Below are 15,520 nucleotides of genomic sequence, written 5' to 3'. Positions count from 1 at the left end.
CACAGGGCGAATATTGCAGTACTGAAAGATTTGCTGAAAAGAGGTAAGCAGAAGAAGTAGCTTTCTAGTTTACGTGATGCTTTGCTTCCTAATCTTCTCTCCAGATAACTAACGGCTCATAATAACAGATATATATTAAGAACCAGTTAGTATTAGCTGATTTTTACAGGTTTTAGTTGAATTGATTTTCTAGCTAGAAATCAGTCTTAGAAAAACCGGTCATACCATCTAGCTCCATTTCGCGCCCTAATGCGGTCATTGGATGGACAATTATCAGGCCCCGTACAGTTTTCTTTAGCTTGCCAATATCCGCTTGTTCTTTCTTAGTAATGAGGCGTTTGAATGGCATATCTTCTAATTTTTGTGCTTCTTTACTGAGTTTATTGTTACGTACTGCTTTCAGACGAGCGATTTCAGTTTCCAGTTCTACTTTTTCTTTTTCAAACTCTGCGTATTTTTCCGCTTTTTCCTCTTCATCTGGCAGTGAGATATTTGCCATTTTATGACGAATAAGATCTAAACGGTCGCTAAGGAGTTTGATTTTTGCTTTTTCGATTTCTTTCATTATTAATTAACCGTGAACAAGTTTCTTGTTGGTAAGTATACACCATTCTAGATTGGGGCGTGAGAAGGGGGATAGATAGTCTGCTTTGCACCAAAGCAGACATTGCATCACTATTTTTTCTTATTAAGCATCGACTTTAAATCAGCAAAAGGATTATAGGTTGCTGCACCTACATCATCTTGTGCATCTTCACCAGCGACAACAGTTGTGCCATATTGGTCTGCTTCTGTGTATTTAGAGTGTTCGTGATCATGGCAAAACAGACATAATAATTCCCAGTTACTGCCGTCTTCTGGGTTATTGGTATGGTCGTGATCAATATGATGAACGGTTAGTTCACGCAGGTTTGAGTAAACAAACTCACGAGCACAACGTCCACATACCCACGGGTAGATTTTCAGTGCTTTTTCACGGTAGCCACTTTCTAACCGTGCATAGTTTTTTGGGATCAGAGCCATTGTTAGTATTACCTGTAATAGAAAGCGTTTTACGATAGTGTTTCCAATATACTCTGAATGCCATGATAGGTTCAAATGTTGCTATCTTCATTTCTTACAACCTGATGCACTCTTAGAAATTACAGGTATAATTTCATAAATTCTTGAGCAAATTTAGGCATAAAAATGGCAAAACTTACCTTACAAGAGCAAATGTTAAAAGCAGGGCTTGTGACCAGTAAAAAAATGGCAAAAGTCCAAAGAACGGCAAAAAAATCACGTGTTCAAGCGCGAGAAGCAAGAGAAGCCGTAGAAGAAAATAAAAAAGCTCAACTTGAGCGCGATAAATTGCTTAGTGAGCAACAAAAACAAGCGACTTTATCTAAAGAATATAAAGCGCAAGTTAAGCAACTTATTGAGATGAATAGAATTACGCCAACAAAAGGTGATATTGACTTTAATTTCACTGACAATAATGTAATTAAAAAAATTGCGGTGGATAAACTGACGCAATCTCAATTAATTAGTGGACGTCTTGCTATTGCTCGTCTGGATAATGCAAATAAAACGGAGTACGCGATTATTCCTGCCAGTGTTGCAGATAAAATTACACAAAGAGACGTGGACTGTATCTTGTTAAATAACGCACTGAGCGAGACAGAACAAGATGAAGACGATCCTTATGCTGATTTTAAAATCCCAGATGATTTAATGTGGTAGTAAGTAACGTAGCTTATTAACTCAAAGGCATAGTCTGTATAAGCATTGTGCTTTATACTGCATCTGGAAATTTTTGTAGATAAACGATTAAGTAGGCGATAATGGCAATGAACGGAATAATCACAAAGTGGTTTGAAGATAAAGGTTTTGGATTTATTAAAGATGAAAACGGGGATAACCGTTATTTTCATGTGATTAAAGTTGCCAACCCTGCTTTGATAAAAACAGATGCAAATGTCACGTTTGAGCCGACCACCAATACCAAAGGCCTGTCTGCTTATGCGGTTAAAGTGATCCCAGACAGCAAATATGTTTATATTGCAGGTGAGCGCGTTAAATTGACATCAATTAAATCATTTCGAATTTATAGCGAAGATGTGCCTGCAGATACACATATCAATAAAGAAAATACCGTACTTTCTGTTGGTACTTTAATGAATAGCATCAGACCAAAGTCAGCGGATGGTGCGACTAATATGCGCACGTTGAGAAAGCTGGCGATCATGACAATGCACGGAACAGAGATAGTTTTTACTGAAGATGAACTTGATATCGATGAAACAGTAAAAGCACTTAAACTGTAAATATCGATATTTAAAACGGGCTCTCGCAACGCGCTTTTATTGGTGCTTGGCTAATAGGGTGAACAAAATGAAGCTCACTCGCATGAAGCATAAGTCGCGGAGTCCGTTCAGTTCTTTTAGTTTCTTTTATTTTTTTATTCAAGTAATAGTCGCTCCCACCATATAAATCACACCCTAAAATAGGATGGCCTATAAACTGGCTGTGGATACGAAGTTGATGAGTTCTTCCTGTTTCAGGGGTAAATTGTACCCGAGTTAGAGGCAATAACGTCCTATCTTCTAACATATGATAAAAACGCTCAATAACGTGATAACCAGAGCGAGCTGGCTTTCCATTAATAGGGCAAATAGACATGCGTGGGAACAGAGCTGGATCTTTTGCAATTGGAGCATTAATCACTCCTTCATTTTCTTTCAAATGACCACACAGTAGTGCGTTGTATACCTTGGTTACACTGCGTTGGCTAAATTGCTGACACAAAAGCGCATTGATTGCTTTATTGAGTGCCACAACCATCAATCCAGATGTACCAAAATCAAGTCGATGAACAAGCGTACATCCCGGAAATAGCTTCACTAATCGATAATGTACCGAGTCGATATTTTGTGGGTTTTTTCCTGATAAACTCAATAGTCCTGTCGGTTTATTGATAAGGACTAAGTACTCGTCTTGATAAAGGATCTCGATTTCATCATGGCAAGGTGGGGCAATAAAAGTATCGATAATCGTAGACATCAGCCTATCCGCAGAAAAAGAAGAAAGTGGATGATAGCGAATTTTAGGTTAACAGGCGAATGTAGAGATATACTCTTAGTAATTTTATAGTAATTGAATATGACGAGTATTAACGTTAATCCTTGGGGAGAATTTATGAACAATGAAATCCATTTTAAATATTATGACATGGTAGAAGAGTATTCACTGGAATCAACCGATCCTGTTGCTGAAGCAGAAGAAGATGGGCTTGCTCTCTATTTTCAATTATTACTCACTCGATTAATGAATAACGAAGAAATTAGTGAATCGGCACAACAAGAGATGGCAAAAGAAGCGGGTATTAATAAAAAACGCATTGACGATATTGCGATGTTTCTTAATCGCTGGGGTAATGAATAGCACGTATTGGGCTCATTGATCGTGGGCTCAATAATCTCTCAATTCACAAAAAATAACTCTGTTCCTACATAACTGTATGATTTAACGTATACTCGTTATCTATTTTATTGCACATAAGCGCACGAAAAGAGCTGGCATATTTTTGGGATGTTCGCTCCTTTATAGAGTGTTTTATATTCAATTGGTTGGGTGAGATATGTTGGATTTCTTAAAAAATTATGACAATTTAACGATCAGCGAAAAAAAAGTATTAAAATATCTCACCGATAATATTGCGGATATACCCTATTTAAATATTAATGATTTAGTTGCAAAAACTTTTGTATCAAAAACGGTGATTATTAATTTATCGCAAAAGTTAGGATTTAGTGGATTTAAAGAGCTTAAATTCCAAATTAATAATTATATCTTGGCTCAAAATAAAGTTGAGAAAACGAGTACCGCCTCTTATAAAAAGCAATTAGAAAAGAATATTAATAAAACATTTACCTTAATTAATGAAGAGCAAATTCGGGAATGTGCGAAAACCTTACGTCACTCTAGGAATATTTTTATTGTTGCAAGGGGAACGAGTAAAGCAGTCGGTTATTACCTTGAACACCTTCTGTTTGCTTTGGGACTACATTGCTTTTTTATTAATGATTACAACTTATCTGACTCGTTTACTCGCCTTGTTAATGAAGATGACACTGTTATCTTTATTTCCCTTTCTGGTGGCACAAAAAAAATTATAGAAACAGCAAAAATCGTACAGTTAAAAGATGCTAATATTATTAGTATGACAGCATTTAATACCAATGAATTAACCAGTTACGCAAGCCATGCTCTGTTTTGTTTTGCTGATAATCACGATACAAAAAAAGATGATACTAAATCACGTATTGGCTTTTTTATGCTGGTGGATTTACTGATAAATGAGCTAGAAACACTACTTTAAGTTCTAATAAACTGATCATTCTATTAGTTAAATATTCTTTTTATTCTTAATGTGTAAAAAGCATTAATCTATCTGATTAAAATACTCATAAGTTATTTTAAAATAACCTTCTTTTTCAATATAGATATTAATATCTAGGATCAATCTTTATTGCTGAAATAAAAAATTGTTTATTATTATTAATTAAATCGTTTATTAAAAAGACCTAAGTCATAAAAAATGACATGAGATAATATTTAAAACCGCTACGTCATTCATTTCCTATAATCCCTAAGTTAGAGTACCTCGGTAATTCTTTTATATTCGAGAAGTCATAAGGAAAAAAATATGGCCAGGAAAAAGTTCAGCGAGTCTATTCAGCGCTTTGGTAGAACCCTACTTCTACCAATCGGTGTATTAGCGCCTATCGGTATGATCTTGGGGATCAGTGGTGCTTTAGTTCAGTCTTATATGATTGCACGCTTTCCTTTCTTAGGAAATGAAACAGTCAATGCTTTATTAGTCAGTATCCGTTCTATTGCAGGTGTGGTGTTTGACAATATTCCACTTCTATTTGCAATGGGGGTGGCGTATGGAATGAGTCATAAAGATAAGGGAATTGCGGTCTTTGCCTCTGTGGTGGGCTATTTAACCTTGATAAGTACAATCAATATCTGGTTGGTATTGACTGGAAAGCTGGCTGATCCTGCCATTATGACGCAGGTTGGGCAAATTAAGGTTCTGGGTATACAAACCATGAATATTAGTGCCGCCGGAGGGATTATCACAGGATTAATCGCTGCATGGGCTACCGATAAGTTTTATAACCTTGAATTGCCAACAGCATTTGCCTTCTTCTCAGGGAAAAAATCTGTCGCCATTATTATGGTCGGATTAATGATTGGTGTGGGTGCATTGTTGCCATTTATTTGGGAAGTATTAGTCATGGGCTTAACTAAGCTCTCGGCTGTCTTCTTAAGTCCTGTTGGGCCTTTCTTTACTGCGGGTGGTGAGCGTCTATTTATCCCATTTGGTTTACACCACGTCTGGAATGTTCTGTTTAGATTTACCGAAGCCGGTGGTTCTTATGTGATTGATGGGCAAACCTATGTGGGTGTTGTTCCAGCAATGACAGAAGTATTATTTAACCAAGGTCCAAGTAGTGAATATTGGGCAATGATGCCAAGCCTGACGCGTTTTATGGCTCAGCAACAAATGTTGGTTACGTTGTTCTTATTCCCTGCGATTGCATTAGCAATTTATAAAACCTCGAAAAAAGAGAACCGTGCTGAAGTTAAATCGATGCTAGTGACGATGGTTTTAACTGCAATGTTAGGTAACGTAACCGAACCTCTTGAATTTACCTTCGTCTTTATCGCACCGTTACTTTATTTAATTTACGCGATTATTGTGGGTATTGGCGCAGTTCTACTCTCTTTTGCTGGTGTTGCAATTGGTTATATCCGAGGCACAGTCTTTGACTTCACTATCTTTGGTTTACTCTACGAACATACTAATTGGATCTTTTTAGTGCTGATTGGTAGCACACTGGCTGTTGTGACCTACTTTATTTTCTACTGGGCTATCGTCAAATTTGATATCAAAACCCCAGGTAGAGAAGAATCAAGCAATATGAAAAACACACTAATCAAAGAAAAACGTTATGGCGAAATTGCAGAAATCTTAATTCAAGCGTTAGGTGGCAAACAAAATATCCGTAATGTTGATAACTGTATTACGCGATTACGTATTGATATTAATGAAGTAAATCAAATAGACAAAGAATTAATGTTGGAGTCTGGCTGTACAGCATTCTTCTTTCCGGCAGCAAACCATGTCCATGTCGTTTATGGCCCTAAAGTCGAATTTGTTCGCAATGCTGTTGATGACGCAATGAAGAAATAAAAAGGATACATGATGAGAGCGTTATACGATTCTAAAAGTAAAACAATCGACGATCGCGGTATAAAAAATCTGCTGTCCAATGAAGCTAAATATTCAACTTGGTTGATGTTTGAAGCCATGTTAGCGCAAGCACAAGCTGAATACGGTTTTATTCCACAGTCTGCCGCAGATGAAATTAAAGAAAAGGCGATTATTGAGAATATCGATTTTGAAGAGATGAACCGTATTTATCAAAAAATCGGTCATGGCTTTGTGCCTTTTTTAAAAGTACTGGTGAATGCATGTTCTGAAGAGAGTGGTAAATATGTGCACTATGGCATTACCACACAAAATATACAGCAAAGTTCACAGCTGTATATGATGAAAACCGTACACAACAAATTTATGTTGTTGTTAAGCGAGATCATCGAAAACTTATCAAATCTCGCTGAAAGAACAAAACATATGGTGATGGCAGGTAGAACACACGGTCGTCATGCTATTCCTATTACTTACGGCTATAAAGTGTCGGTTTGGATCAGTGATTTTATTGATTGCTACCAACGAATGAAAGAGAGTGAAAAGCGCGTATTCACTATTATGATGGGCGGTGCAGTAGGTGCTTTTAACTCAATGCCTGAAGTGGGGATGAAAGTACAAAAACGCGTTGCTGAATTAGTGGGTATGCAAGCAATGGAAGTCCCATCACGTAATCTAAGTACGCATAAATTAGAATATATGATGAACTTGGCACTGATGGCTAACATCTGCCATAAAATTGGTGAAGAAGTGTATAGCACCACGTTAGAAGAAATTGCTGAGGTTTCTGAAGGATTCACAAAAGGTACTGTCGGTAGTAGTACAATGCCTCATAAAATTAATCCCAAATTGGCCAAAGGAATTATCGCTAACTCACAGAAACTGTACTCATTACCGAATGTGGGAATGTACTCTGCGGTAAGACCTTATGAAGGTGACAGTAGCTCTTATATGTTATTTGATGGCTTAATTGAAGAAGCGTTAGAATTAACAACAGAAATTCTATTAAGAACGGAAGAGCTTTCAAGAACCATCGTTCCTCATGAAGAGAGAATGCTACATAACGTGATGAGAAATAAAGGGTTAGATAATACAGAATACGTTATGATGAAAATGGCAGAAAAATTAGGTAAAGATAAAGCGCATTCACTGTTATATGAAGAAGCGATTAAAACGGCAGCAGATGGTGAAGATTTTTATACTAACTTGATGAAGAACGAAACTATTACTGCAGCTTTCAATGCAGATGAAATCAAGGCCATGCTCGATCCTCGTTCTTATATCGGTTTATCCGTTGAACTTGCTGAGAAAGAAGCAAAACGTGGATTAGCGATTTCTCAAGAAATTAAACAAAGTTATAAATAAGTAGTAAAAACCATCAAGTATCCATAAATAAATTATTATCAGTTAAGTCGAGAGCCACTCATTTTGAGTGGCTCTTTTTTTATTTGAGAAGTAACAAAAATGACTCTTTCCTATAAAAAGAACGACATCTTCAAAAATATAAAACAATGTTTTATATTTTTATTGATGGTTGTGTTTTTTATTGATATCGTGTCCCTATAAAAGTGATGCATTTTCACACATTATCATTAATGCCTATCAAGGCTAGGAATTGAGGTTCATTATGCAAACTCGTCAAAGCATTCATAGCGACCATGCCAAACAATTAGATACAGAAGGCCTGCGCCGCGAGTTTCTGATAGAAGAAGTTTTTAGCCCAAATAAACTGACTATGACTTATAGCCATATCGACCGAATTGTATTTGGCGGAATTATGCCAGTGGACTCTCCGCTCACTTTTTCTAATGAGTTAGGGAAGTCTTTTGGTGTCACCTATTTCCTAGAACGCCGTGAATTAGGCCTTATTAATATTGGTGGCGCTGGTGTGATTACGGTTGATGGTACAAACTATGAAGTGGGTAAAGCAGAAGCTCTTTATGTAGGAAAAGGTGCTCGTGATGTCAGCTTTAAGAGTGTTGACTCTGCTCATCCAGCTAAATTCTATTATAATAGCGCACCCGCACATACCACTTATCCAACACGTAAAATCACACAAGATCAGGCTTCTCCTGAAACATTAGGGGACGCAAGCACCAGTAATCGCCGTACTATTTATAAATATTTAGTCCCTAACGTATTACCGACTTGCCAATTAGTGATGGGGATGACTCAGTTAGAGGAAGGAAGTCTTTGGAATACCATGCCTTGTCATACACATGAACGCCGTATGGAAGTCTATTTCTATTTCAATATGAAAGAAGATGCTGCGGTATTCCATATGATGGGTAAACCGGATGAAACTCGCCATTTATTAGTTCATAACGAGCAAGCCATTATTTCACCAAGTTGGTCTATTCACGCAGGTGTTGGAACACAAGCCTATACCTTTATTTGGGGTATGGTGGGTGAGAATCAGGTCTTTAGCGATATGGATCATGTTGCAGTTCGCGATCTGCGCTAATCAGATAAATGTATTACTCATAATAAAGTAGCTACCAACTATATGAAGTGGTGGTACATATTTCTTATATTCGAGGTAATAGTATGATCCTGAATGCATTTGATCTGAAAGGTAAAGTCGCCATTGTAACTGGCTGTAATACAGGTTTAGGCCAAGGTATGGCATTAGGGCTTGCTCAAGCTGGCTGTGATATCGTGGGGATCAACCTTGTTGAACCGACAGAGACTATCGCCGAAGTAAAAGCTCTCGGTCGTCGTTTTTTAAGTTTACAAGCTGATGTGAGTAAAACGAACGAATTGCCAGGGCTGGTGGATAAAGCCGTTACTCATTTCGGCCATGTTGATATTTTAGTCAATAATGCCGGTATCATTCGTCGAGAAGATGCGATTAATTTTACAGAGAAAGATTGGGATGATGTTATGGATCTCAATATTAAAAGTCTCTTTTTTATGTCTCAAGCAGTGGCTAGAAAATTTATTGCTCAAGGTACTGGCGGTAAAATTATTAATATTGCATCAATGCTCTCATTCCAAGGTGGCATACGTGTGCCGTCTTATACTGCATCTAAAAGTGGTGTTATGGGCGTAACCCGTTTGTTAGCAAATGAATGGGCAAATAAAGGCATTAATGTGAATGCTATCGCTCCGGGCTATATGGCAACAAATAACACTGCGGCTCTACGTGCTGATGAAGAACGTAATGCGGCTATTTTAGAGCGTATTCCTGCTGAGCGTTGGGGCGTTCCAAGTGACATGATGGGGCCTGTTGTTTTCTTAGCATCTTCAGCTTCTGATTATATTAATGGTTATACCATTGCAGTTGATGGTGGTTGGTTAGCGCGTTAATACGCTATTGTTGAAGAAGGCGCCCAAAGGCGCCTTTTTTCGTTGAGCGGGGAATAAGGAGGTTGCATGTTTTTTGAAAATTATTGGATTGCCCAAGGTATTGGTGTTCTCGGGTGCCTTATTGGTGCAACTGCCTTTATGCAACGACAAGATAGTAAACTTAGATTTCAGCTCACGCTCAATGGCCTTTTGATGTCTATTCATTTCTTTTTGATAGGCTCAACGGTAGGAGCCATTAACTGTTTGCTTTGTGCAATACGAAATTGGGTGTCGGGCTATTCGCGTAATATTGGGATCATGTTGATCTTTATTGCTTTAGCGTGGTTTTTAGTGATCCCAAAAATCATACATCCAATACAGTTCTTAACGTTATTTGCGACGACGTTAACAACCTATGCATTATTTCGCTTTAACGGCATTGCGCTTAGATTGTGTATGTTAACTAGTACGCTATGTTGGTTAACGCATAATATTTGGGCAGGTTCAATTGGTGGAATAGTACAAGAAAGCCTTTTCTTAATTGTGAATAGTCGAACAATTTTTAAGCTATATAAAGCGAAATTACAGAGTTCGTTATGACAAAGAGAAATAAAAAAATCCATCAATTTTATTAATGGATTTTTATTATAAACAAAGAATTAGGTTTGATTTTTAAATATTTTCAGCCAAGACATTGGTATCAGTGTAGCTAAAAGGGTAGTCGTGGAAACCTAATCCAGCAGAAATATTGGCTGCCGCTTCATGTAATTGCGCAATTAACGCAGCTTTATTTTCTTCTTGGAAACGGATCAAAGGTAAAGATAAAGAGAGTCCGGCAATAATTCTGCCCATGCGACTATAAATAGGCACAGCAAAACAGCGCAAGCCGTGTTCCATTTCTTCTTTATCTTCTGCGTAACCTTGTTTGCGAACTTGTTCTAATTCAACAAGTAAAGCATCGATATCTTTCAGAGTGTATTTTGTAAAAGGTTCAAAAGTTACATTAGCTAAAATAGCGCGAATTTCCGTTTCTGGTAGCCAAGCCAGCATGATTTTACCTAGCCCAGTGCTATAAAGTGGACGGCGACGACCAATGCGAGAATACATCTGTAAATTGTATTCAGAGTCTATTTTATGCAGATAAACAATGCTGTCTTCGTCTAATGTACCAAGGTGAAGCGTTTCTTTGGTCAGTTTTCCAAGGCGATACATTTGCTCATCAGCAAGTTTAATCAAGTCTTGGTTTTCAAGTGCTTTTGCGCCTAACTCAAATAATTTTAAGTTAAGAGAATACTTATCTGTTTCCCCTTCTTGGGAAACATAGCCTAATGTTTTCATCGTTTGTAAAAAACGATAGACGGTGCTTTTAGACATCATGATCCGCAAGGATAACTCTGTCACACCAATCACTTTTTCCTCGCCAAGTGCTTGTAATATAGCGAATACTTTGAGTACAGAGGAAACTGAATCAGGAGTGTTTTCTATTTCAGACATTGTGAGTCCTAAAAAATGATTTATTGTTTCATTATATTTGAAATACCATAAAAATTATAGCGCTTAACGATGATGATTCAATAAGGCTAACAATTTTTCATCATATAACGTGTTGCTAATCACAGTGTTTTTAAATGAAAAACATCTAAATTTGATATTTTTTATGTGTGTATCACTTTGAATTTAAAGTAGATAGAGATAAATAGCCGTCATGGTTTTGTGTATGCTATTGGGTATATGAGTACGCGATAACATGATGAGTACTTTATGGCTTTTTATGGATCTTCTTTAAACTTACTTTTTTATGTATTTTGAAAACAATGACAACATCACAAAATTAATGAAATGTTGTTTTAAATCTTTTTAAGTGAATCGATTTAAAATAAAATGACATCACTGCTAATGTGAAAATGGAAAGCGCTATGGCTATCAATGTGGCTGTTATTGGCGAATGTATGATTGAACTATCCGAAAATCAGGCGAATATTGTACGTCATTTTGGAGGAGATACTCTTAATACTGCTGTTTATTTGACTCGCGCAAATCCTAATTTATCTGTTCATTATGTCAGTGCGTTAGGTACAGATCCAATGAGTAGTGCCATGTTAGAGCAATGGCAAAAAGAAGGTGTACAGACTGAATTAGTCCAGAGATTAGACAATAAATTACCCGGACTTTATCTCATAAACACGGATAACCAAGGAGAGCGTACCTTCCATTATTGGCGTAACGATGCTGCCGCACGATATTGGTTACGATCACCAAAAGCCCCAATGATTTTCCAGCAACTGCTTGATTTTGATTATATTTATTTAAGCGGTATCAGCTTGGCGATTTTATCTCCCGAAGACAGAGAACTGCTTTTACAACAATTAGCTCATTGTCGAGAAAACGGTGTGAAAATTGCCTTTGATAATAACTATCGACCAAGATTATGGGAAAGTCCCGATGCTGCACAAAAAGCTTATCAAGCTATTTTGTCACTCACTGACTTGGCTTTTCTCACATTAGACGATGAATTTCTTCTTTGGGGAGATAGAGAAGCAGCACAATGTGTGTCTAGAACGATTGAATTTGGTGTTGGGGAAATCGTTATTAAAAAAGGCGCAGAACCTTGCCTCATTATACAGCAAGGACATTGTGATGAAGTTCCCGCTATAAAACTCGATAAGCAAAGTGTGATTGATACAACCGCCGCAGGTGATTCATTCAGTGCAGGTTATCTTGCTACGCGATTAGCAGGTGAGTCAGTTGTGATGTCTGCGCGTTATGCACACTTACTTGCCAGTACGGTTATTCAACATCGTGGCGCGATTATCCCAATAGTCGCGATGCCACATTCCTCAATAAAAGCACCATTTATTCATTCAACGAGGCACTCTATGTCAACATTACTTGAACAACTTTCGGCACTAAAAATCATTCCTGTTATCACAATTAAAAATGCAGATGATGTTGTTGCATTGGGTAAAGCATTAGTTGAAAACGGTATGCCTAGTGCTGAGATAACCTTTCGTACACCCGCGGCTGCAGAGGCTATTCGCCAGTTAAGAAATGAATTTCCGAAAATGATCATTTGTGCAGGTACAGTATTAACGAAAGCACAGGTTGATCAGGCAATTGAAGCCGGTGCGGATTTTATTGTGAGTCCAGGATTTAACCCTCGCATTGTGCAATATTGCCAGCATCGAGGCATTCCTATTATTCCGGGTATTAACACGCCAAGCTTAGTTGAAGAGGCCATGGAACTAGGCATCAAGCTATTGAAGTTTTTCCCAGCGGAACTTTCTGGTGGTATTGGTATGCTCAAAGCTCTTAGTGCCGTTTATCCTGTCTCTTTTATGCCGACAGGCGGAGTTAATGCCAATAATGTGAAAGATTATCTCGCATTACCTCGAGTTGTTGCTTGTGGTGGTACATGGATGGTGCCTTCAGATCTCGTTGATAATCAAGAATGGGAAAAAATAGGCGTTCTTGCTAAAGAAGCAATGGCAGCTTTGTAATTGAATTTAAACACGGATTTAAGAGGGTAACCTGATGATCATTGGAAATTTAAAGCAACTTGATGCAACTATGCTACCGCCTGCACTGTTAAAATTACTCACTAAAAAAGAGTTATCGTTAAACGTTTTGCAAGAGAAGAGTGAAGGTACATATAACATTATTGATAATGATGTTTTTTATATTATTTCCACACCGACTACAGATCGTGAAGAAAACTTAAAAAGTGAGTTCCATGACCATTATCTTGATATTCAAGTTGTACTGAAGGGTCAAGAGATGATCTCTACCAGTACAACGATTACTTATCCTCATCAATATCAAGAGACAAAACCAGATTTGATTTTCTTAGATAACCCACCTATTACAACCCGTTTATTGCTTGATACTGGCGATTTTGCGATTTTTTATCCCGGAGAAGTTCATCGACCTACTTGTCAGGTAAATGCTTCACAAAAAATTAAAAAGGCGGTTTTTAAAATCAGTAAAACATGGCTGGCAACTCAGTAATAATAGCTAGGATCTTCATCCTATCATTCCCCATTCTAAATATGATTATCGACTACTTCTTTGCTTAATAAGTAGCCGATAATTCAGATTTAAAGCGAGTTAGTAGCTTATTCTAGAATAAATAGTTTCTCTTTTTTTAAATATAATTTCTCTTTTTTTGATGATTTAATTCTTTTTTATCAATACGTTACTTGGTTGTTATGTTTAAAATATAAAAGTGGTCACCTATTTTCAAAAAATAGGAACGCCATTTCATTTTCTTGAATTCGATCACTGAAATATTGTCAAATTCAAGTAGCATTAACACTATCAAAATACGCAAACCCATAAGGGGTTCACATGCATACAATGAATGTTTTGCCTAAGTTATCTCTTATCAGCACCGTTGTAGTCGCTAGCCTTTTTTTAGCGGGATGTGGTGAAGATGACAAAACAGATAGTCCAGTTATTTTGAAAACTGCTTTTAACCAATCTGAAAAAAATCCTCAATACAAAGCATTGGAAGATTTCAGTCAAAAATTAGAAGCTGCTACGGGGGGGAAATATAAACTCGAAATACATCCTAATGAATTATTGGGTGACCAACGTGCTGCTCTTGAATTAGTTCAATCAGGTGCCATTCAATTGGCCGTGGTTGCCAACCCTCTTGTTGAAAACTACAACAAAAACTTCTCTGTTCTGGCGATGCCTTATATCTATAACGATTCAGAACACCAAAGAAAAGTTTTTACAGGTGATACCTTAGATGGCCTCTTTAGCTCAACCAAAGGAAATGGTTTCGAGGTAATTACTGCCTATACCGCGGGTGCTCGTAGTATGTATGTGAAAGGAACCCCAGTTAAAACACCTGAAGATATGAAAGGAAGAAAAATTCGAGTCATGCAATCTGACACCATGGTAAAAATGTTGTCTTGTATGGGCGGAACAGGTGTTCCTATGGGGCAAGGTGAAGTTTATTCCGCTATCCAACAAGGTGTTCTTGATGGCGCAGAGAATAATGAAATCACTTATGCTGACTTAAAACAGTATGAAGTTGCACCTAATTTCTCTTATACCCGCCATGTTATGGTTGCCGATTTACTTATCGTGAATGAAGCATTCATAAATAAGATGAGCCCTGAAGATCAGGCGATTTTCCGTAAGTTAGCGAAAGAAAGTACAGTTACTGAGTTTGATCTATTTAACCAAGCGTTAGACACGGCTCGACAATCTGCTATTAGCCAAGGTGCAACATTTACTGAGGTTGATATCAAACCATTCCAAGAGCGTTGTAAACCGCTACAAGAATCGATGCTGACCACACCAGAACAAAAAGATATCTACAATAAGATCCGCGCATTAGCCAACTAATGCCGTTTGTTGCAAGGGGCTAAATTTTTAGCCCCTATTATAAGGATCAACCATGGAACCTTCAGAGAAATTACCCTCTTCAAACGACGCTAATACGCCTGTTGCAAAAAAGGATTTTTATACTTTTTTAACAAGTATTAAGCTGAAAATAGATACCATCGTCGCTTATTTTTGTATTTTTCTTGTGGGTTTAATGACGATATTGGTGACTTACCAAGTTGTGACTCGTTATCTATTTAACGATCCTAGTGCAGTTAGTGAAGTACTTTCTCGCTACCTATTTATCTGGTTAATTTTAATTGGTAGTGCTTATGTATTTGGATTACGTGAACATATCGCAATTACGTTTATGCGTGATCGAATGCCCTATAAAGTCCGAATTTACCTTGAAATTTTAGGTGAGTTTGCCACAACTGCTTTTGTGTTATTGGTGCTCACTATTGGTGGTTACATCGGTATGAGTCGTCAAATGGGACAACTTGATTCGGCACTGCAAATCCCGATTGGGGTTATCTATGCAGCTATACCTATAAGCGGTGTTCTCTCTGTTTTTTATTGCTTATATAACCAATATGGATTGGTTAGACAACTTTCTTCAAAGCAAAAGGTGTAACC

17 protein-coding genes and 1 pseudogene are annotated in these 15,520 nt (G+C 37.4%); 14 read left to right on the top strand and 4 right to left on the bottom strand.

Features of this window, described 5'->3' with window-relative positions:
- Window positions 1-193: 193 nt before the first annotated feature.
- Together ABN256_RS12310 and yajD are read right to left on the bottom strand one after the other, a co-directional pair.
- On the bottom strand, window positions 194-565 hold the full coding sequence (locus ABN256_RS12310) for a YibL family ribosome-associated protein (RefSeq protein WP_196554452.1): 372 nt from the start codon (window positions 563-565) through the stop codon (window positions 194-196).
- 110 nt (window positions 566-675) lie between these two features.
- The gene (gene yajD, locus ABN256_RS12305; protein ID WP_006534437.1) at window positions 676-1,023 is read right to left on the bottom strand and encodes an HNH nuclease YajD; all 348 of its coding nucleotides are present in this window, start codon (window positions 1,021-1,023) and stop codon (window positions 676-678) included.
- Between the two features lie 165 nt (window positions 1,024-1,188).
- Here yajD and ABN256_RS12300 point away from each other — a divergent pair, with 165 nt between their 5' ends.
- Together ABN256_RS12300 and ABN256_RS12295 are read left to right on the top strand one after the other, a co-directional pair.
- Window positions 1,189-1,722, top strand: coding sequence for a DUF2058 domain-containing protein (locus ABN256_RS12300; RefSeq protein WP_196554451.1), 534 nt, complete (start codon window positions 1,189-1,191; stop codon window positions 1,720-1,722).
- Between the two features lie 107 nt (window positions 1,723-1,829).
- Window positions 1,830-2,306 carry a cold shock domain-containing protein gene (locus ABN256_RS12295; protein WP_196554450.1) on the top strand — a complete coding sequence of 159 codons (477 nt, stop codon included), beginning with the start codon at window positions 1,830-1,832 and terminating at the stop codon, window positions 2,304-2,306.
- A 10-nt stretch (window positions 2,307-2,316) separates the two neighbouring features.
- Here ABN256_RS12295 and ABN256_RS12290 read toward each other — a convergent pair whose 3' ends face one another.
- Window positions 2,317-3,042: an RluA family pseudouridine synthase gene (locus ABN256_RS12290; protein ID WP_197269743.1), complete on the bottom strand. Its 726-nt coding sequence runs from the start codon at window positions 3,040-3,042 to the stop codon at window positions 2,317-2,319.
- A 135-nt stretch (window positions 3,043-3,177) separates the two neighbouring features.
- Here ABN256_RS12290 and ABN256_RS12285 point away from each other — a divergent pair, with 135 nt between their 5' ends.
- The 7 genes from ABN256_RS12285 (at window position 3,178) to ABN256_RS12255 (ending at window position 10,150) form a co-directional block, all read left to right on the top strand.
- Window positions 3,178-3,423, top strand: a complete 246-nt coding sequence (locus tag ABN256_RS12285) for a DUF2543 family protein (protein WP_072068933.1) — start codon at window positions 3,178-3,180, stop codon at window positions 3,421-3,423.
- 196 nt (window positions 3,424-3,619) lie between these two features.
- Window positions 3,620-4,360, top strand: coding sequence for a MurR/RpiR family transcriptional regulator (locus ABN256_RS12280; protein ID WP_072068932.1), 741 nt, complete (start codon window positions 3,620-3,622; stop codon window positions 4,358-4,360).
- 327 nt (window positions 4,361-4,687) lie between these two features.
- Window positions 4,688-6,244, top strand: coding sequence for a PTS transporter subunit EIIC (locus ABN256_RS12275; protein WP_196554448.1), 1,557 nt, complete (start codon window positions 4,688-4,690; stop codon window positions 6,242-6,244).
- Between the two features lie 12 nt (window positions 6,245-6,256).
- A complete protein-coding gene (locus ABN256_RS12270) occupies window positions 6,257-7,627 on the top strand; it encodes a class-II fumarase/aspartase family protein (RefSeq protein ID WP_196554447.1) in 1,371 nt (456 codons plus the stop codon).
- A gap of 262 nt (window positions 7,628-7,889) precedes the next feature.
- The gene (gene kduI, locus ABN256_RS12265; RefSeq protein ID WP_072068929.1) at window positions 7,890-8,726 is read left to right on the top strand and encodes a 5-dehydro-4-deoxy-D-glucuronate isomerase; all 837 of its coding nucleotides are present in this window, start codon (window positions 7,890-7,892) and stop codon (window positions 8,724-8,726) included.
- Window positions 8,727-8,809: 83 nt separating this feature from the next.
- Window positions 8,810-9,571: a 2-dehydro-3-deoxy-D-gluconate 5-dehydrogenase KduD gene (kduD, locus tag ABN256_RS12260; RefSeq protein ID WP_115351065.1), complete on the top strand. Its 762-nt coding sequence runs from the start codon at window positions 8,810-8,812 to the stop codon at window positions 9,569-9,571.
- 66 nt (window positions 9,572-9,637) lie between these two features.
- Window positions 9,638-10,150 carry a YgjV family protein gene (locus tag ABN256_RS12255; protein WP_072068927.1) on the top strand — a complete coding sequence of 171 codons (513 nt, stop codon included), beginning with the start codon at window positions 9,638-9,640 and terminating at the stop codon, window positions 10,148-10,150.
- A 72-nt stretch (window positions 10,151-10,222) separates the two neighbouring features.
- On the opposite strand, the gene kdgR is transcribed toward ABN256_RS12255, so the two are convergent.
- Entirely contained in the window at window positions 10,223-11,044 is an 822-nt protein-coding gene (kdgR, locus tag ABN256_RS12250) for a DNA-binding transcriptional regulator KdgR (protein ID WP_072068926.1), read from the bottom strand.
- 422 nt (window positions 11,045-11,466) lie between these two features.
- Here kdgR and kdgK point away from each other — a divergent pair.
- The 5 genes and pseudogenes from kdgK to ABN256_RS12225 form a co-directional block, all read left to right on the top strand.
- Window positions 11,467-12,381: pseudogene (gene kdgK / locus ABN256_RS12245) on the top strand (2-dehydro-3-deoxygluconokinase); the annotation flags it as partial.
- Window positions 12,376-13,047 (top strand): bifunctional 4-hydroxy-2-oxoglutarate aldolase/2-dehydro-3-deoxy-phosphogluconate aldolase, encoded by a 672-nt coding sequence (locus tag ABN256_RS12240; RefSeq protein WP_349439519.1) that lies wholly within the window; start codon window positions 12,376-12,378, stop codon window positions 13,045-13,047. The pseudogene kdgK and the gene ABN256_RS12240, both read left to right, overlap by 6 nt.
- A gap of 34 nt (window positions 13,048-13,081) precedes the next feature.
- Window positions 13,082-13,555, top strand: a complete 474-nt coding sequence (locus tag ABN256_RS12235) for a NanQ anomerase/TabA/YiaL family protein (RefSeq protein ID WP_115351067.1) — start codon at window positions 13,082-13,084, stop codon at window positions 13,553-13,555.
- Between the two features lie 339 nt (window positions 13,556-13,894).
- Window positions 13,895-14,905 (top strand): TRAP transporter substrate-binding protein, encoded by a 1,011-nt coding sequence (locus ABN256_RS12230; RefSeq protein WP_115351068.1) that lies wholly within the window; start codon window positions 13,895-13,897, stop codon window positions 14,903-14,905.
- Window positions 14,906-14,957: 52 nt separating this feature from the next.
- A complete protein-coding gene (locus ABN256_RS12225) occupies window positions 14,958-15,518 on the top strand; it encodes a TRAP transporter small permease (protein ID WP_082151779.1) in 561 nt (186 codons plus the stop codon).
- The last annotated feature ends 2 nt before the right edge of the window (window positions 15,519-15,520 follow it).

It is taken from the genome of Proteus sp. fly-1008 (assembly GCF_040140305.1).
Classification (GTDB): domain Bacteria; phylum Pseudomonadota; class Gammaproteobacteria; order Enterobacterales; family Enterobacteriaceae; genus Proteus; species Proteus vulgaris_B.
The sequence above is the reverse complement of the archived record's forward strand: the minus strand, read 5'-3'. Positions and strand labels throughout refer to the sequence as shown.